Source organism: Pediococcus cellicola (assembly GCF_001438655.1).
Taxonomy (GTDB): Bacteria; Bacillota; Bacilli; order Lactobacillales; family Lactobacillaceae; genus Pediococcus; species Pediococcus cellicola.
The window spans coordinates 1-19,744 of sequence record NZ_JQBR01000011.1; the positions used below are offsets into that span (position 1 = coordinate 1).

At 40.0% G+C, this 19,744-nt stretch carries 14 protein-coding genes and 1 tRNA gene; 12 read left to right on the forward strand and 3 right to left on the reverse strand.

Annotated elements, in window-relative coordinates:
* The first annotated feature begins 308 nt into the window (after positions 1-308).
* The 6 genes from IV80_RS08655 (at position 309) to IV80_RS08680 (ending at position 6,780) form a co-directional block, all read left to right on the forward strand.
* Positions 309-2,045, forward strand: coding sequence for an ABC transporter ATP-binding protein (locus IV80_RS08655; protein ID WP_057752337.1), 1,737 nt, complete (start codon positions 309-311; stop codon positions 2,043-2,045).
* Positions 2,032-3,927, forward strand: a complete 1,896-nt coding sequence (locus IV80_RS08660; protein WP_057752340.1) for an ABC transporter ATP-binding protein — start codon at positions 2,032-2,034, stop codon at positions 3,925-3,927. The genes IV80_RS08655 and IV80_RS08660 overlap by 14 nt, the downstream gene beginning before the upstream one ends.
* A gap of 85 nt (positions 3,928-4,012) precedes the next feature.
* Entirely contained in the window at positions 4,013-4,336 is a 324-nt protein-coding gene (locus tag IV80_RS08665) for a hypothetical protein (RefSeq protein WP_057752343.1), read from the forward strand.
* Between the two features lie 15 nt (positions 4,337-4,351).
* Positions 4,352-5,173: a Cof-type HAD-IIB family hydrolase gene (locus tag IV80_RS08670; protein WP_057752346.1), complete on the forward strand. Its 822-nt coding sequence runs from the start codon at positions 4,352-4,354 to the stop codon at positions 5,171-5,173.
* Between the two features lie 322 nt (positions 5,174-5,495).
* Positions 5,496-6,590, forward strand: a complete 1,095-nt coding sequence (locus IV80_RS08675) for a glycosyltransferase (protein WP_057752349.1) — start codon at positions 5,496-5,498, stop codon at positions 6,588-6,590.
* Between the two features lie 118 nt (positions 6,591-6,708).
* Positions 6,709-6,780: transfer RNA gene (locus tag IV80_RS08680), tRNA-Arg, on the forward strand.
* A gap of 45 nt (positions 6,781-6,825) precedes the next feature.
* On the opposite strand, the gene IV80_RS08685 is transcribed toward IV80_RS08680, so the two are convergent.
* A complete protein-coding gene (locus IV80_RS08685; protein WP_057752352.1) occupies positions 6,826-7,377 on the reverse strand; it encodes a hypothetical protein in 552 nt (183 codons plus the stop codon).
* Positions 7,378-7,865: 488 nt separating this feature from the next.
* On the opposite strand from IV80_RS08685, the gene IV80_RS08690 reads away from it, so the two are divergent.
* From IV80_RS08690 to IV80_RS08700, 3 genes are all read left to right on the forward strand, one after another.
* Complete coding sequence (locus tag IV80_RS08690) at positions 7,866-13,052, forward strand: S8 family serine peptidase (RefSeq protein ID WP_057752355.1); 5,187 nt, start codon at positions 7,866-7,868, stop codon at positions 13,050-13,052.
* Positions 13,053-13,200: 148 nt separating this feature from the next.
* Positions 13,201-13,485: a hypothetical protein gene (locus tag IV80_RS08695; protein WP_162259302.1), complete on the forward strand. Its 285-nt coding sequence runs from the start codon at positions 13,201-13,203 to the stop codon at positions 13,483-13,485.
* A gap of 167 nt (positions 13,486-13,652) precedes the next feature.
* Positions 13,653-14,558, forward strand: a complete 906-nt coding sequence (locus tag IV80_RS08700) for an alpha/beta hydrolase (RefSeq protein ID WP_083490580.1) — start codon at positions 13,653-13,655, stop codon at positions 14,556-14,558.
* Between the two features lie 72 nt (positions 14,559-14,630).
* Here IV80_RS08700 and IV80_RS08705 read toward each other — a convergent pair whose 3' ends face one another.
* Positions 14,631-14,852, reverse strand: a complete 222-nt coding sequence (locus tag IV80_RS08705) for a hypothetical protein (RefSeq protein ID WP_057752361.1) — start codon at positions 14,850-14,852, stop codon at positions 14,631-14,633.
* Between the two features lie 160 nt (positions 14,853-15,012).
* On the opposite strand from IV80_RS08705, the gene IV80_RS08710 reads away from it, so the two are divergent.
* Entirely contained in the window at positions 15,013-15,861 is an 849-nt protein-coding gene (locus IV80_RS08710; protein WP_057752363.1) for a hypothetical protein, read from the forward strand.
* A gap of 247 nt (positions 15,862-16,108) precedes the next feature.
* Here IV80_RS08710 and IV80_RS08715 read toward each other — a convergent pair whose 3' ends face one another.
* Complete coding sequence (locus IV80_RS08715; protein ID WP_057752366.1) at positions 16,109-16,972, reverse strand: LysR family transcriptional regulator; 864 nt, start codon at positions 16,970-16,972, stop codon at positions 16,109-16,111.
* A gap of 147 nt (positions 16,973-17,119) precedes the next feature.
* On the opposite strand from IV80_RS08715, the gene IV80_RS08720 reads away from it, so the two are divergent.
* Both IV80_RS08720 and IV80_RS08725 read left to right on the forward strand, forming a co-directional pair.
* A complete protein-coding gene (locus IV80_RS08720; RefSeq protein ID WP_057752369.1) occupies positions 17,120-18,469 on the forward strand; it encodes a M20/M25/M40 family metallo-hydrolase in 1,350 nt (449 codons plus the stop codon).
* Between the two features lie 14 nt (positions 18,470-18,483).
* A complete protein-coding gene (locus IV80_RS08725; protein WP_057752372.1) occupies positions 18,484-19,671 on the forward strand; it encodes an MFS transporter in 1,188 nt (395 codons plus the stop codon).
* Positions 19,672-19,744: the final 73 nt, after the last annotated feature.

A 19,744-nucleotide genomic window follows, 5' to 3' on the forward strand; every position in this document is an offset into this window, starting at 1 on the left:
TTCATCTGACAACCACAAAGGGATTATCGCACACCTAAGATTGTGTTTAGAAGAACTGCTTTTTTAGTTCTTTTTAACTGAGTAAACGTCAAATGGGATGCCTTAAGAAGCCGGTTCAAATCTTTGCATGCCTTTTATGTAAGTGCTATCATACGTTGTTAGATTTTGAACAATTATTTCTAAAGAAGTATCAAAAAAACATATTTTATGACGAATGATGGGATACATAACTTAAGCGAATTAGCGCCGGATTCGATGATTGTTTTATTTATTCACTAAAAGCAACTGAGGAAAGGAACGTGAGGAAAATGATCAAACGTTTAGGGCATTCCGTGCGGGAATATAAAAAGGATGCGTTTCTTTCGCCACTACTTGTGGCACTTGAGACCTTTATTGAAACATTTATCCCTTATTTAATGGCCAACATTATTGATAAGGGAATCATTCCGGGTAATCTTGGCTACATTGAAAGGTTAGGCGGAGCTATGTTAGTTGGCGCGTTTATTTCTTTAGCCGGTGGTGCCGGTGCGAGTTGGTATTCGAGTACGGCTAGTGCGGGTTTTGCCAAAAATTTACGGCATGATTTGTATTATCATATTCAAGATTTTTCGTTCGAAGACTACGATCACTTTTCGACCTCCAGTATTGTGGTTCGTTTGACAACTGACATTATGAATATTCAACAGGCGTTTCAAATGTTAATTCGAGCGGCTGCCAGAGCGCCACTTATGCTGATTTTTTCAATCACCATGGCTTTTACCGTTGATTCGGAAATGGCGTTGGTGTTTGTAGTGGCGGTGCCCGTCATGTCTATTGGTCTAGCACTTATTATTGCTACCGGGCGAGCGCTGTTCAAGAAAGTGTACCAACGTTATGATGGTTTGAATCGGGTGGTACGAGAAAACTTACGGGGCATTCGAGTCGTCAAGACCTATGATCGGGCTGATGTTGAAAATGAAAAAGAAGCTCAAGCGTCGACCAATATTTACGCTGTCTTTAACAAAGCGGAACGCATTCTCCAATTAAATAGTCCAATTATGCAATTGGTTATGTATGGGACTTTGCTATTTCTGGCGTGGTTCGGTTCAAAAAGAATTGTGGCTGGACAAATGCAACCAGGACAGCTAATTAGTTTGTTAGCATATGCAATGTCTGTATTGATGAGTTTGAATATGTTGTCTAATATTTTCAACCAAATGACCATTTCATTAGCGTCTGCTCAACGAATTGATGAAGTTTTGACTTATAACAGTACATTAACTACCCCAAAAGACGCGCTAAAAGTTGTTCCTGATGGCGAAATTGAATTTGAAAACGTTAATTTTGGTTATGCTGATGATCATGTGATGCGTCTACATGACATTAATTTGCACATTAAGTCAGGAGAAACAATTGGGATTGTCGGAGAAACGGGTAGTGGCAAGAGTACGTTGGTACAGCTCATTCCACGACTATACGATGCTAACAGTGGCGTTGTAAAAGTGGGTGGACAAAATGTCTGTTACTACGATATTCGCACGTTGCGTGATAAGGTCTCAATGGTGCTGCAGCAAAATGTCTTGTTCTCCGGAACCGTAGCAGAAAATTTGCGATGGGGCGATGAACATGCTACCGACGCACAACTGGTGCACGCAGCTAAATTAGCTCAGGCGGATGCGTTTATTCGTAAGTTACCTCAGGGCTATGACACGTACATCGAACAAGGCGGTAGTAATGTTTCTGGTGGACAAAAGCAACGGTTGACCATTGCGCGCGCTTTACTAAAAAATCCTCAAATTTTAATTTTAGATGATTCGACAAGTGCCGTTGATACGCATACAGACAGTTTGATTCAAAAAGCTTTTCATGACGAATTACCGAACATGACGAAGCTAATCATTGCACAACGCATCACTTCTGTACAAAACGCAGACCGAATTGTTGTGCTGCAAGATGGCAGGATCGAAGGTGTTGGGACACATGCGGAGCTGTTAGCTTCCGATGCTATTTATCAAGATATTTACAATTCCCAAATTAAGGGAGGCGATTCAAATGCAAAGAGCTAGAGTAGCCGGACGTGCGAAGTTAAATGGGTCAGCTTGGAAAATTATGTGGCGGCTTTTAAAATACATTTTACAAAAAAGTCATTTCGCGCTCTTTATTGCCTTTTTCTCTGTGATTGTTTCCGCAGGGGCTGCAGTGATTGGAACTTTGTTTATCCAACGTTTAATTGATGACTACATCATGCCTTTGGCGAAAGCCGCCAATCCAAATTTTACACCGTTATGGCATATGATTATGTTGATGGGCGGCATCTATCTGTTAGGGGTCATTGGCACTTTATTGTACTCACAGATTATGATTATGACGGGGCAAAAATTACAAAAACGAATTCGCGATGACATGTTTTCTCATATGCAGAAACTGCCTTTGAGTTACTTTGACTCTAATGACTATGGGGATATTATGAGTCGTTATACAAATGATGTGGATACGCTACGCCAAATGATTGAACAAAGTTTTCCCATGTTCATTAACGCCATTTTTAATATTGTGTTTACCTTAGTTGCGATGATTAGCCTGAGTCCTTTTCTAACCATTGTGAGTTTGGTCGTGTTTGCCCTAAGTATCCTTGTGGTGCGCAAATTAAGTTCCAAAAGTAGTCAGTATTTCCGATTACAACAAAAATCATTGGGGAACATTGACGGTTATATTGAAGAAATGCTGAACGGTCAAAAAGTCATTAAGGTCTTTTCACATGAAGCACAGGCTAAAGCGGGATTTGATGTGCGTAATGAGGAGTTACGAAAAGATGCGAGTTTGGCAAATGGCTTATCAACCATGCTTTTTCCAATTATGGGAAATGTTGGGAATATTTTGTACGTGCTAATTGCCGTGATTGGTGGCTATTTTGCCGTGAATCAGATTACACCTATCACGTTGGGTGAGATTGCGGCTTTCTTGCAGTTGAGTCGCTCGTTTAGTCAGCCTATTGCTCAGATTACGATGCAATTAAATGCTATTATTATGGGACTGGCAGGCGCACAACGCATGTTTCAGCTATTTGATGAACCAGTTGAACAGGATTCTGGTAACACCACCTTGGTTTATGTCACCCAAAATGATCATGGTGAACTGAAAGAAACTAGCGAACGAACCGATCAGTGGGCGTGGAAGACGGTTACCGATGAAGGACATACTCAATTAACACCAGTGTTAGGCCACATTATTTTTGAGGATGTCAGCTTTAGTTATGATGGCAAGAAAACTGTTTTGCACCACATTTCCTTGGAAGCTAAGCCAGGTCAAAAAATGGCTTTTGTGGGCGCAACTGGGGCTGGCAAGACTACGATTACTAATATGTTGAACCGATTTTATGATATTGAAAGTGGCAAGATCACTTATGATGGCATTGATATTAAGCAAATTCGTAAGGCTAGTCTGCGCTTGTCGATGGGGATTGTCTTGCAAGAGACCACTTTGTTTACAGCTTCAATTCGTGACAATATTCGTTATGGCCGGCTAAATGCAACTGATGAAGAAGTGGTAGCAGCAGCTAAATTAGCGAATGCAGACGGCTTTATTCGAAACTTGCCAAACGGCTATGATACGGTGATTGATGGCTCTGGATCGGATCTTTCTCAAGGCCAGCGGCAACTATTATCCATTGCCCGCGCAGCAATTGCTGATCCGCCAACAATGATTATGGATGAGGCAACCTCCAGTATTGATACGCGAACAGAGCGTCTTGTACAAACAGGAATGGATAATTTGATGCAGGATCGCACAACGTTCGTCATTGCCCACCGCTTATCAACAGTGCATAATTCAGATGTTATTTTAGTGATCGATGATGGTCGCGTTGTGGCGGCAGGGACACATGAATCGTTAATGGCACAAAAGGGTGAGTATTATGAATTGTATACGGGTAAAACAGCTTTAGCCTAAAGTTTTTAGGGCTATTAATGGGCACTACAGTGTTTGCATGCTAAAATAGACTTTGAGATTAAATTTGGAGAAGAGTGTGTAAACCATGATACAAATTCCACAAGATATGACAGAAGTCAAAGTGAAAATTGCCCAGCTTGAAGAACTCGGACATAAAAGTGATGAAAAACAGGTAATTTTTGATGCTATTCAGGATAACGCACAAGCCCTTTTGGATGAGCAATTGGAAGGACACTATTATTCCTGTAAATTAGACGGGGATACCATTACCGTGTTCGATGTCATTCAAAAGCCACTGGGGATAATCAGATCCCAAGGAACTAATTTTGAAGCGGATTTTCGAAAAAATGCGCAAAACATGTTGATTGATATTGATAACAAGATGCAGAAAATTATTGACCAACGTTAAATTAAGGAGTTTTAGATGACGATTAAACTTATTGCGAGTGATATTGATGGCACCTTCTTAGATGATCACCATGAATTTGATCATCACCGTTTTCAGGCTCAATTAGATGAAATGAACCGTCGTGGCATTCACTTTGTGGTGTCAAGCGGTAATCAGTATTTGCACTGTACGAAAGTTATGGAGAATATTCATGGCGATTTAACGTATGTCACGGAAGATGGCGGCCTGATTGTGGAGCAGGGAAAAATTTTGGATGCCAGTGCTATCGCAACAGAATTGTGGCAATCGGTTGTCAGCAGTGTTTATCAAAAGCCCGTCTTGAAAGATGCGGTCGTTATTTTATCTGGTTTAGACGCGGCATACACAAATATCACACCTAAAAGTGACTTATGGGCACGAACAAGTTACTTTTACGAAGCGTTACGTCCGGTCTCGGCCTTTTCCCAAGTTGCTAGCGATATCTACAAGGTCGATGTGAATTGGCCTGGTTTAACGGATGTACGAGATAAGCATGCCGAATTGGTAAGCGAATTTGGTGACCAACTTAATGAGGTGATGAGTGGTTACGGCGGCATTGATATTATTAGACCACATGTGACCAAGGCCTATGGTTTAAAACAGTTGCAGCGTCTTTGGGGAATTTCAATGGACGAAACGATGGCCTTTGGAGATAATCAGAATGATGCGGCCATGTTAAGGGATGCTAAATATGGCTATGCCATGAAAAATGCAGCTCCAGAGGCTAAGGCAGCCACGTCATTAGTGACACCGCTAGATAATAACCATGACGGTGTGTTAGATATGATTGACCGCGTTTTATTAGATCGCTTAAATTAACGGTGCTTAATAAGATATGTCTACTCAATTTAAATGTTAAAGTTTAGCTTCGTTTCAAAATCATTTTGATGGATTTGAAACGAAGCTTTTTTGTTGCACTTAAATTGGTAATTCAAAATCAAACGTTTATATTAAATTGAAATTATAAAAATCATAAGCATAACGTTTGAATCGAAATGATCAGCGTGTTAAGCTACAAGCGTTAACCCCTAAATATTGGGATAACGTGAGTGCAACTGGAAAAAGCACTTATCGTGTATGCCATATAAGGTCGTTTTCCTATCAAATACGAATTCACTTTGAACGTAAAAGAGGGATGAAGATGAAGATTTTAGTCTGCACAGAGAATTATTTAATGGATGGATTGAAACGGGCGACGACGGTGGTGGCTAATGAACTGGCTACACAAATTGAGGTGAATTATTATAGCCTGGCGGATATTGAACCCTATTTCGAGTTGAAGGCACCCTTAATTGTGGCGAAACACCCGATTGATTCCGGTGGAAAAAGCTTTCGTGGTGCGAAACCACTGCTGAAATTTAAAACTCAAATTGAAGATCTGGCGACAACTTTAAAAAGCGGTAAGTATGATGTGGCCATTTTTACGGCGGGATTACTTACAAGTTTTACACCCGAAATAAAGCGTTTGGTTCCGGATGTGCGCGTGATTGCTTGGATGCATAATAATGCGGATACCTATCTCAATAATTATTATGTACAAATGAAACAGGAATTTTGCCAGGGCTTACGAAGTGCTGATCTTGTGGTGACACTGACAGAACAAGATTTGAAGAGCTTTAGCGCATTCAATTCGCGAACGCTCAAAGTTCATAATCCCTTAACTTTGAAGACGACTGGAAAAGCCAACTTAGAAAACCACATCCTTAACTTTACGGGCCGCATCGATATTGAACAGAAAGGTATCGATTTGCTGCTTGCATTAGCTAAAGACCTTCCTGACAATTGGAAACTCTCAATTGCCGGTGGCGGAAAACCAGAAGCAATGAAAAAATTTCGAGCGCTGATTAAAAAATATGGTGTGGAAAATAAAATTATATATCAAGGTCATTTAAATAACCAAGAGTTAAAAGAGAACTATCAAAATGCGTCAATTTTCGTCATGACATCACGGTGGGAAGGACTACCGCTTGTCGTTGGTGAGGCCATGAGTCAAGGTCTCCCAATTGTAGCGATGTACAATACGGGGGTTGATGAATATTTGGCGCATGGAAAATATGGCGTTCTTCTTCAAAACCACCGTTTGTCGGACTTTCAAAAAGCCCTTAAACCTCTATTACACAGTGTGAAAGAACGACAAAAATATGCTGAATTATCGTTAAAACGTGCCCGTGATTTCGAGTTGACGAAAATCACGAATCAATGGCTTCACTTATTGAACAAGGTGCAAACGTCATAGTTGTAAATTGTTCAGGATTCAAAAGATAGGTACAATTTGAGGAAGCTGTCTTTGCTACAGACCGACGCAAAACTTTAGGTTGAATTTTGACTTGAAGTTCATTAGAATTGTAATGAAGGCGTCGGTAGTGTAATGGATAGCACATGAGATTTCGGTCCTCATGATCGGGGTTCGATTCCCCGCTGACGCATAAGGATAGCATTTAAAAAGCACAGGTCATGGCCTGTGCTTTTTTCTAATTTTGTGAACTAGTATGACTAGCAGAGCTTTTGGAAGAACTGGCATGGCTGTCTGTTTTGCTACTTGAGCTTGTTTTATCTTGAGTGCGAGAACTAACCTTGGCCGCCTCACTTGATATTTTTTGAGCATCAGTGGCATTTTGTTTAGCAGCTTTGGATACGGAACTAGCGTATTTAGCTGTTTTTTCTTGTTCTTGTTTCAAAGAATCTGCAATCTTACTATTGGCTGCTTTTTCTTGTGCCAAGGATGCGCGCGCTTTACTAATTGAATTGCGTGCTCGAAAAATTGAGGAGGACTGCGCGTTTGATCGGTTCTTGGCACGCAAACTGGATTCAAACTTATCGATGGACGCGGATTCTGCTCTTTTTTCTTTACGTGAGCTGGCGGCGCTGATAGTTAGGTTGTTGGTCGGTGGTTTCATACGGGAATGACTGACATAGACAAATGTCGTGGTAGCAATGAAAAGTAGGACAACCAATACCCAGGGAATCGCCCGCATGAGTAGCCGTTTGTGATGTTTGCTGAATCGAGAATGCTCTTGTGGCATGACTGCTATGTTCCTCCTTTTAAATTCAAATTGTTACCTTGATTATAACCGATTTTTGTTTAAGTGGTGTTAAATCAAGTAATTGGAAAATTTGGTGTATTAAGATAAGGGAGGGTAAATAATTAGTATATGTCAGGTAGCCGTCTTGTTATTTTTTATGTTTATTCCTTTTCATTAAACAATGAAATAACTGCTATTTTTTTTGCTCTAAATTTCCGTCAAATATTAAAAAGGTTTACAGGAAAAAGTCAAACATGTAACTAATGGTAGCCTGTAAAATTTTATACTGTTAATAATTTGCCTGCATGCTTTGTCCACCAAGCTTTTAAAATTCCCTATAAAATACAACGTGTACTTTAATATACTATTAATGAAAAATACATGATTAAATCCTTAATTGACAAGTATACGACGTATTGATATCATTCAACTAATCTAAATTTAATTTTCATTTAATTTTATGAGGATATTATTAGGGAGGCGTTTTTATGGAAACAAAAGTCAAAAAGCGAGTTGTGGAAGAACCTAAGGAACACTATAAGATGTTCAAAGATGGGAAACAATGGGTGATTTCTGGAATTGTGGTGTTTTCAGCTGGAGCTGTGTTCACAATAGTCAATCCTGCGGTTTCCGCAGATACTACTCAAGACACAGGGACATCAAGCACAACTGAGTTGGTTAAGTCATCTAAGTCGGCGATTGATACCGATACGCAAGTACAAGACCAATCCGATACCAATACGAATTCTGAAACGGTAGTTGACCAATCGACTTATCAGGCCAGTGAAAAAAGTCAAAGTGACTCTCGGGTCGCTGTAACGACTAAAAAAGAAACCAATCAGACGAATCAGGTTGAAGAAAAAGCAGCTAGTGAGATTTCAACTGAGACATCTAATCAGGATGCTGAGTCAACAACAACTGACGTCCAGGCTGATGAAAATGTGCAAGGAGAAGATGTGGCTTCAAAACAATTGCAGTCGGATAAGGCCGCAGATACGACACAAAGTAGTCAGGTAGACCCCACAGAATCAATTGATCAATCCAGTACAGCTCAAGATCATGTAAAAGGTAATGTTGCTGCGGCCTGGGAGCAAGGCTATAAAGGTCAAGGCATGGTTGTTGCAGTCATTGATTCAGGAATTGATTCTACACATCAAGATTTTCGGTTAACCGATGATACTACGGGCGAAATTACTAAAGAAGAAGCCGAATCTAAAATTGCACAACTTGGATATGGTACATATATATCACCTAAATTTCCATTTGTGTATAACTACGTAAGTCAAGATAATGATTGGTTAGAAAATGACGAAACGGCCCACGGTGCCCATGTATCAGGAATCATTGCAGCGAATGGACAACCAAATAAAAATGGGGATGTTTATACAGTCGGAGTGGCACCTGAAGCGCAACTGTTAGAAATGCGTGTTTTTGCACAATTTGCCGACGAAAAACCAGATGATATTGCAAAAGCCATTCACGATGCAGTCGCATTAGGCGCCAACGTCATTCAGATGTCTTTAGGAATTGGTGCGCCTGACCAACAATTGACGGATATTGAACAGCAAGCTGTTCAATACGCAGTTGATCACGGTGTGTTCGTTTCAATTTCAGCAAGCAATAATGGAAATTCTGGTTCGATCATTACTGACAATAATGGAAATCCGGGTTCTAATCAGCTAGCATACTCGCCCGTGAATAGTAGCACGATTGCGGACCCAGGCGTGGCTAATAACGCAATGACCGTGGCTGCTGAAAACTCGGCAGTTGGTGATGAAGACGATATGGCAAGCTTTAGTTCTTGGGGGCCACTTTCAGATTACGCATTAAAACCAGATATTTCGGCACCGGGTGTGGATATCGTTTCAACGGTGAATAATGGACTTCATCAAAGTATGAGTGGGACTTCAATGGCCGGTCCATACAACGCTGGTGCAGCACTGTTAGTGATGCAAAAACTCAAAGCTACTACAAATCTACAAGGAGCTGACCTAGTTAAGGCCACTAAGTTAGCTTTGATGAATACCGCAACGCCAATGAAGGATAATGCTTATGGGGCGTTAGTGTCGCCAAGGCGTCAAGGTGCTGGCGAGATCAATGTGGGCAATGCGACTGCTAATGAGGTCATTGCGGCTGGAAATAATAATACCGGCTCTGTTTCATTGTATACTGTCGGCGAAAAAACGATTTTTGATGTGACATTCACAAATTTAGGTGACCAGGCACAAACCTACACATTTAATGATTTCGGCGGACCAATGACAGAGCTACAAGCCGAAGACGGGACAGCATACGATGCATATTTAGCAGGGGCATCTGTGAGTGCCGCGCAAACACAAATTACTGTTGATGCACACGCCACCAAAACACTGAGTTTCACATTGTCACTGGCAGGATTAAAGGAAAACGAACCAGTAGAGGGATTTCTTGGATTTACAAGTGATACAGAGGGTGTGCCGGATCTTGTGGTTCCTTATTTGGGTTACTATGGCGATTTAACTGATGAGCAGGTTTTTGATAGCTCAGCTAATCAAGAAGACAGTATTTTTTCGGGAAATTATTTTGTTAACGAAGAAAATTATCCTCGTGGCATTGCGGATGAAAATTCACTTAAAACTTTGGTGAATTTAGAAGGTAATTACGATTGGTCCCAAGTAGCAAAACTTTATCAAGATGGAAAAGTCGCTTTTTCGCCCAATGATGATCAACAAAGTGATATCTTGAAGCCATATGAATTTATCAAACAAAATTTGCAAGATTTAACTATTCAAATTTTAGATGCTGACGGCAATGTGGTACGGACCTTGGCAAACGAAAAAGGAATTCAAAAATCCTTTTACCCAGATGGTGGCAGTGGCAACCAAGATGTAACGTTATCTCCAAGTATGCGTAACGATCCAACAGCCTTAGATTGGGATGGTACTCTATTTGATCAAACAACTAATCAGTCGGTTGTGGCGCCAGATGGAGAGTATGAATATAAGTTTGTTGGCACACTTGTAGTAGATGGTGCACAAAAATCACAGAGTGCTTCTTATCCGGTAATCATTGATACGACTGCCCCAGTAATCACTAATGTCAGTTATGACGCTCAAAATCAGATATTAAGTGCAGATTTTAGCGATACTGGTTCAGGATTTACAGACTATTCGTATGCAACCTTAACAATCAACAATAAGGCCTTTCCAGTGCAACTCAAAGGAAAGTATACGGATGAAGCTAGATTAGCGGGTCAACTTAATGTGCAACTGACTGAAGATAAGCTTGCAGCTTTTAGTGCATCCGATACCCAACTGGTATTAGCAGTGAGTGATGTGGCGGATAACACGGCAACTGCTCAGCTGCTTGTATCAGGTCACGCACAAGGCCAATCAGTGGCTATTTGGAATGCCACCAATGGTCTTGCTTTTAGTAGAAAATCACCCGATTATGATGCAGACACACAAATATACACACTAAAGGGATCCGCACAAAATGATTTTTACTTGAATGGTAAATTAGTTCAAGTTGTGGATGGCCGATTTGCCGTTCCAGTATCTGCCATGTCAACAGATCCACTGATTTTTTCAAGTGATGCACAGGGCAATAACGTGCTATTTAATTGGACAACTAGTACGCCAGAAGCTGAATTTGCTTGGCAACATGTAAATGGTACTGATCAAAACTGGGGTGTCGTTGTTTATGGGATTTGGCCCAATTCGCGTCAGTTTACCGCCCAAGCCTTGGTTAGCAAAGGGGAAAACGTTCGAGCATTTGCGCAAGATTACTTCTCTGGAACAGAGTACGAAGCTACAGTGAAGGATGGCATTGCTACTTTTTCTGGCACTCTGCCGGAAGGCTCGAATAACGCGCTACTAGTAGGATGGACTGAAGTCGACGGTCCAACGTATAATGATAAACAAATGACCGATACGAATAACATTAATGATCAAAGCTATTTTGGAGTGGTTTATGATGCAACTTCAGAATCATTACCTATTCTAACTTCGGCAGACCAGTTTGGGGTAACTATTCCAAATAAGAACGCGGATCCAGATACAATTGGCTCACCTGGTGATCTACCACAACATAGTGTTGCTGATCTCACCACACGTGCTGATCCAAATACAAGTGTCCTTACGTTTGATAATGTTGTTGACAATGACTTTGTTCGCTACGGTGCAGATGCTGTAACTGCAGGCTATTATGATTCTGCTACGCAACGATTCACAGTAACTGGTAAGGTTGCCGATGACGTGGTTAAGTTGACTATCTTGGGTGATGGTTCCGAAGAGACCGATGAAATTAATCAAGTAAAATTAAATTCGGATGGTACTTTCACGTATCAGTTTAAAATGAAACCAACCGAAGACCGTGGTGTTTCGTATATTGCAGTGACAGATCAGGGTGAACGTGTGCGAGGTATTTTCGATGTAATTTTGGACATTAATCAGCCGACTCTCAATGTGCCAGTTCCAGATGCAAACTTCTGGACGATAGATGCTGATGGCAATTACGAAGTTTATACCAATCAACCAACTGTTACGATATCTGGGCAAGGTGATGACAACTTAGATGGATACCGGATGTTTGTGAACGATAATAATTTTTATCGTCAGTACCATAATTCGGGTGTCAACTATATTGCTGATTTCTTTACAAATGCAGATGGGACAGTGTCCCAGACAGACACCAATCCCTATCCAGCTCATGACTTTGTGCAAACTTATGATCTGGTTACTGCTGATGATCAAGCAGATTTTGTCCCTAACGATGGGGATGCCGACAATGTCTTCAATGTCAGTCTGATTGATCAGGTTGGTAATACGGTGACTAAACGAATTGTGGTACATTATCAACCGGCAACCGTCGATACTGCCGTGACTGATTTTAAAGTGGTTACGCCAGAGGTTGCCAATGAATTAATTGCTGACTTTAGAACGCAACAAGCCTCAGTAAGCACTTTGCTTGATGAAGGAAATGTGTGGGAAAATTATGTTGGCTCAAGTACTAGTGACGGAAATTATTACCGTATACGAGACAAGTATGGAAATGAAGTGGCGGCTTTGTTGGTTAAACAACCGGTAGTCCCAGTTACACCGGAAGAGCCAGAAGAAAATCCTACGAAAACTACAGAACCCAAGCAAAACCAAGGGCATGAAATTACCACACCATCAAGCCAACAACCGGGAGAAGTGGTTGAGAACACAAAACCTGAGGAACAACCAGGTAAGACGAATGACACACAGTTGCCTACGGAAAATACGGAACAGAATCCGAAACCTGAGCAACCGCTCCCTGAAACTCAGCCAAGTAAGTCCGAAGAGGAATCAGGAGTTCAAACACAGGCACCAAGCAATGAAACTCAGCAGTCGGATGAACAAAATCAGGTTGATTTAACTGATTCTGAAACCAAAAAAGAAGTAGATGTTGAAGGACAACAGTTAGATGGAAATCGACAATCCGCAAGTGACACGGTGGCTGACGTACAAAAACAAGAACAGAAAAAAGACGTGTTAGCGGGCGTTTCTGCTACTGTTTCGGATGACCAAGAAACCACAATTTTGGCAACTGATTTGACTAGCCGTTTACCGCAAACTGATGAAAAGGAGACTTCAAGAGCCTTAACGTGGATAGGTGCAGTAATTCTTGCTGGCTTAGGATTGATCGGTTTAAAGCGGCGAAAAGAAAATTAGGATAAGTTTCAACGAGTCAATTTTTGATCATCATAATTAGGCAATTAATCTCTGCTGTGCTAGACTTTAATTTAGTGATCAAAAAAGAAGAGGTTTAGAAACTATGACTTTAGATGGTATTATAAATAATCTCGTGGCAGAAATAAATATGCGGCGACATCCACGCCAAGACAACATTAAGTATCAATTTAACGAATGCACGTTTCCAATTACATTTACCCGCGACGGTTACAAGGAAGCTGATGGTTGTCTCATTCTGCTGATGGAACCTGACGGTAAATACAGCATTAAGAAGTTTGATACCCGCTACATGGACGTTAAAGATCCAGTTAGACAGATTTATCACGCCGCTATCTTTGATTGTGATGACGAACCGACTGTTATTGACGATTTCATTAAATCTCTAGACGACAAAGTGAAAACAACAGCATAAATTCAGGCACCTGAATCATTCGAAAGAGTGAATCATGTGCCTGTTTTAATAAGATTTGACATTTCTGTGGTAAGGCTTACATTAAAGGTGTATGACACAACCAGAGACGATTGACACCTTAATTAGGCCCATGAGTTTCAATTTTGAACATAAAGGGGAAATTCATAATGAAAGTGACACAAGCAGTACTAGACGATATTAAACGCACGACAGATCAGTGGCGCGCTTCAGATGAGAAACGAGATGCAGGACTACCAACGGAGTTTCCGGATGTCAAACGATATGACAACATCAGTTATGGTCCAGCTGGTGAAGAAAATTTGTTAGATGTTTATACACCTAAAGATGTGACACAAAGTGTGCCTACCATTATCGATATTCATGGTGGGGGGAACGTATACGGGTCCAAAGAGCTTTATCAGCATTACTGCCTTGGTTGGGCGAGACATGGATTTGGCGTTGTTAATTTCAATTATCGGCTGGCACCTCAAACCATTTTTCCAGGCGCGCTGCAAGATACGGCACTCGTCGCAAAATGGGTTGCTGATCACGGGCAAGACTATCATTTAGATACAAACAATGTTTTCATCATTGGTGATAGTGCGGGTGGCACGCTCGCCTATCAGTATTTGACAGCATATGCGAATCCTAAATATCGTAAGGCGCTGGGATTAGTCTCTAGTGGGCAACTTGTTGTCCGAGGTGGGGCACTGAATAGTGGCTTTTATTTTGTGAAACGTCCTGGTGCCATAACACCGGACAGTTTGATGAGCGCTTATTTTACACCAGAAATGATGCAGAAATATGATCAGGAACTGCATACAGAAAACTATGTGACGCCTGATTTTCCACCAGTTTTTGTAATGACCGCCAATCATGACTTTTTACATGATGAGGGCGTGCGCTTTGATCAATTTCTATTGGACCATCACCTGGCACATCGATTTGCCAGTTTTGGTACGGAGAGTGATCCGCGCGAACACGTTTTTCAATTGAATCAACGTGATGCCGTGGCAGCTAAAGCTAATCAGCAACAGGAAAAATTTTTCAGAAGTTTGTTTGTAGAAAAATAAGGTGATCTTCGAAAATTAAGTAAACAAAAAGACCGGGATTATTGCACTCCCCGGTCTTTATTTATATGAACATTATTCAGCAATTGCTTGGAAGAAAAGTACGGTACCCCAAGTTTCACCTTTAATTAAGTTCTTGGCAAATTTAGCAGCGGCATCTAAATCGTTATCAGGGGTTACTTTGAATTCAAGTTTCATACCGGTTTTTTTAACGAATTCGTATTTGAAATCGCCTTCATATTCTGTCAAAAGCTTAATAATGTCATCCTGTTTTTGTGGTGAGTTAATTGCAATCATTTTTTCTATCTCCTTATGTTTGTATGTAAAAGTTTTAGCGCTTCCATAAGTAAATATTATTATAAATAGTTAAAAAAGTAAACCTTTTCAAAAATCTAGTCTTGTAATCAATTCATTTTTCGAGTAACGTGAAAACATAAGATCAGGAGGGCGAATTTCTATGACGAATAGTAAAATTTTTGAAACGAGTAGAAATGGCTATTTGAATTTTGGTGGCCATTATGCAGCAGGAACTTTCTTGGACAATAACGTGCAGGCCACGAACTACACTAAGATTGCATTGGTACCAACCATAAAGACAATTGCAACCTGGTCTAAGCTGTATCAACAATTCAATCTTGGCGAGGCTTATACGGATGAGCAATATTGGCGTGATGCTTCGAAGTACCTTTTGGATGTCACACAAGCTCAGGAATGGTTAGAACAACTGTTTAAAAACCAGTTTAAAATTACGGCAGTGGGCGCGGAGTTCTTAGAAGGTGTAGGTAACCGTTCTTCAGAGCACTCGGTGCAATTGACTGAAGCAGTAGATGCCCAGAATAATTGTTATTATATTTTACAAAGTGGTTTTCCAGCTTTGGAAGCTAAGAGTAATGCGATGAAACAAGCGTCAGATGTGGCCTATGATCGTGATATTTTCTCGATTGATGCTGAAAAAAACGTGAGCTATGACGGACGCAATTTGGACTTGCTGATTGTGGCTATGATTAAAGATTACTTTGATCGTGAAATCAGTTTGAAAGAATTAGGTGCCAAAATGCCTGGATTCCGTGTTTGCGGGACCTTTAATGACTATGGACGACCAGCAACTACAGGGAATCGGCTGTGTACAGTTATCAAGACGACACACAAGAATGAATTAAGTTTAGACACAGATGATGTGCTTTTAGCTAAACTAAAAAAAGATGAAGATTTATTTTCAGGAGTCGCACGAACAGATATCTGGAAAGCCAATGAAAAGAAACGGCTAGAATGGCTGTTAACTGGTCAAAAGTTGACGCAAGGATAAAAATAGAAAACTTGTTTTGAGAGTAAAGTGAGCTCTCAAAACAAGTTTTTTTATTTGATTGAAATTTTATAACTGATTTTGATGAGCCAGCACAGATGAGTTTTTAAAAGTAACTCTAAGTAATATGCGTATTTATTCCGCAAATCATTTACTATTAAAACCATAAAAATTTCACATAAAATATTTTTGGGTGATTTGAGAAAATAACAAAGGATACAAACAATTCTGTGCTTTTTTGGCCAAAACATCACAGTTTCTCAAAATAAGCTTCAATTGCGCGTTCTACCTTTACATGAACGGGATTGAGATCCATCGAGGGTTGAAAGCTCAAATAAATTTTTCTGTGTGGTGAATCGGGATAGAGCTTGTGTAAAGAAATAGCAGATAAATCAACGGTTAACCAGGATCTTTCAGGGACAAATCCATATCCAATATCTTGCGCAATTAGGCCATGAAAAGTATCCCGATCGCTCGTCACAAATTTAGGGATAACGGTTTTGAAATTATGGTCAAGTAAGTAAGATTCTAAATAAGTTCGTAGAGGACTTTTTTCAGATAAAATAAGATTTTCATTTAAAAGGTCATCAGGTGTTAAGTGTTCTCTTCTACTAAGTTTGGAATGGCTGCTAACAGCGACGTAAATCTCTTCGTCAGTTAGCAGCTTATTTGTGTTACCGCTGATCGGATGTGTACTAAACTCAAAATCATAATGCTCCAAGCGATTATTCTCCAGGCCGTGCTGCACAAGGTTAACAGTCACGCCTGGGACTTGAGCTTTAATAGTCTGAATTAATGTTGGAATCATAGGAGATGACGTCTCAAAACGCAAAGTTACCGCATTATTACTGGCAGAACTGATTGTTTTAACCGCATTAACTGCATCATCAAGTTGGTTAAGAACTTGGGTCACTTGCTTTGAAAAAACAGTCCCTTGTGAACTCAACTTTAGTGAATGACCATTACGAATAAACAATGTCACACCAAGTTCTTGTTCAAGTTGTTTCAGTGTTTTGCTGAGTGAGGGTTGGGCAACACGCAGTTTGCGTGCAGAACTAGAAATATTCTCGCTTAAAGCAACGTCAACAAAATATCTTAATTGTAGTAAACGCATGGGTTTCATCTCCTATAGCCTTTTAGGTATACTGCATGTGAATTATTGTATTTCATTTTTATGGCAAAAAGCAATAGTATTATTAATATTAAGTTAGAAAAAAATGAGTTAAAATTTAAAAGTAACGTTTGAAAGGAGAAAGCAAAAATGGATCAAGACGCAGAATACATAAATGAACATTATTTGAAGTTTGAACAACTATTAAAACAATTTGTTGAAATCAGATCGGTTAGTAACACAGATGATGATATGTCGGCATGTATTAATTTTTTGAAAACAACCTTCGAAAAATTTTTACATGCAAAAGTTACCCTGATTAAAACAGCCGGACTGCCATCTCTTGTGGCCCAAATTAGTGGAAAAACGGACCATACTGTCTTGTTCTACGGGCATTATGACACAATGCCGGGCGGTGATCGTGAGTTATGGAAAACGGACCCTTTTAAACTAACCTTGAAGAATGCAAGATATTTTGGTCGTGGTGTGGGTGACAATAAAGGTCAGTTGATGGCCCAAATTTTAGGCATCTATACATATATTCAATTACACGGAACGTTACCATTCAATGTGACTTTTTTAGTGGAAGGCGAAGAAGAACGAGGCAGTGTCAATCTAAAAACAACGGTTTCAAACTTACATGAAACTTTACTAAAACAAGTGGAATTAGCAGTGGTCGTGGATGGATCGATTAATCAAAATGGTGAGCATGTGATTAGGCTTGGAAATCGTGGTCTTTTTGGATTTGAACTAACCACAAAGACGGGTGAAAATGATAATCATTCTGGTAATGCTGGCAATATAATGACCAGTGCGGCCATTAAGTTAGTTACGGTTTTAAAAAAATTATATGATTTTGACGAACAGCGCGTTTTGATTCCTGATTTTTACCAGGGTGTGCCTCAAGGAAAAGAAATTAAAACTGATCTGTTAGAGGCGCTACCTTATGATAGAAAACAGATCAGTTCTCAAATGGGTTTGAAAACTATCCCAGATAAAATGGAATTTTACCAACGATTAATGTATCAACCGACTTTTAATATTGCGGGAATTAATGGGGGATATACTGGCAAAGGATTGAAGACGGTCATTCCACACCAAGCTAACGTTAAGATTGATTGTCGTTTAGTGGGTAATCAAAATATTGAAACAATTCGCGAAGGACTGGAAACGGTCTTAGCAACTGAAATTCAAAGTGGCAGAGTTTCAATTAACTATTTAGGTGCAATTCCACCTAGTACTTCAGACTTGTCTAAGTCACTCATTGACACTTTTGCAGCAATTATTAAAAAGGCGACTGGATCAGTGGTCATTGAACCGGTCATGGCGGGAACGGTGCCTAATTATGTATGGACGGAAGTACTTAAAGTGCCGGTGGTTACGATCCCGTATGCCAATTATGATCAACATAATCATGCTCCAAATGAAAATATGACGAAAAAAGATTTTATGGATGGAATTAAAATTTCGTATGAATTAGCCAAAAATTTATTTAAATAACAGAGGTAAAGTCTATGGAAAATAGTGCATTTTCAAGTATTCAAACGGAAACCAAGAAACCAAAAGCAACATTTATCTTAATTTATATTGCGTATATTGTTTGTTTTTTAGACAGATCGGCCATCAATATTGCTTTATCGTACATTGGCAAAGACTTTAATTTAAGTACCACAACTTTGGGTGTTGTTGCTAGTGCTTTTTTCTTCAGCTACTCGTTAATGCAAATTCCTGGTGGCTGGTTAACTGACAAATTTGGAACGAGAACTACAGTAGTTGTAGCAATTACCATGTGGTCAATTTTTACCGTATTTACGGGATTTGCCTGGTCCCTAGGTTCACTTATCGTGATCCGAATTTTATTTGGTTTGGGGGAAGGCGCCTTTCCGTCAGCCAGTTTGAAACAGGTAGCCGAAGAATTTTCCTACAAAAGTCGCTCACAAGCCACGTCAGGCATGATTTCTTCTAATTATGTGGGTGCCGCAATTGCGCCGGTCATCATTGCCCCAATTATTGCTTCGGTTGGTTGGCGAAGTGCGTTTCATTTATTAGGAATTGTTGGAATCGTATTTGTAGTTGTTTACTTTTTCGTTATGAAGCCCAAACAACAAAAGGAAAAATCAACAAATTCAAAACGTGCAAAAGTTAACTGGTCACAAGTGTTGACGAATAAAACGATTTGGCAGTTTTTCATTGTGGTTTTTGGACTCAGTTCAGTAACAAAGGGACTAGATACTTGGATGCCAACATATTTATTGCAGGCTAGACACATCAACCTAGCAGGGGTGGCCTGGATGGTTCCCTTACCGTCAATTGCAGCCGGAATTGGAGCTATTGCTAGTGGCTTTATCATGATCAAATGGTTTGATGGCAAAGAAAAATGGTTAATCGCATTGACAAGTTTGCTAGCAACGGTTTTTATGTTTGGTATGTATAAAGCGACATCTGTTGGCGCTGTAATTACGTTTGAAGTGATTACTTATTTCTTTAAATCAATCGCGTTTAGCAGCAGCTTTGCGTTCTTTGCTAGACTAATGACAAAAAATGCATATGGTTCTTCGATTGGAATTGTGAACTTTGGTGGCCAATTGGCCGGTTTTATTGCGCCTATTTTGATCGGTTTTTTGGTACAACTTTTTGGTGGTTCTTATAGCGCGGCCTTTCTGTTTTTAGTGGTTGCAGCTGGAATTGCCTTTATCACATAACTGACATTTAACGAAAAAAATATTGAAAAATACAAAGAAAATGTTGTCGCAAGCCAAGAAAGTGAAGACTAAA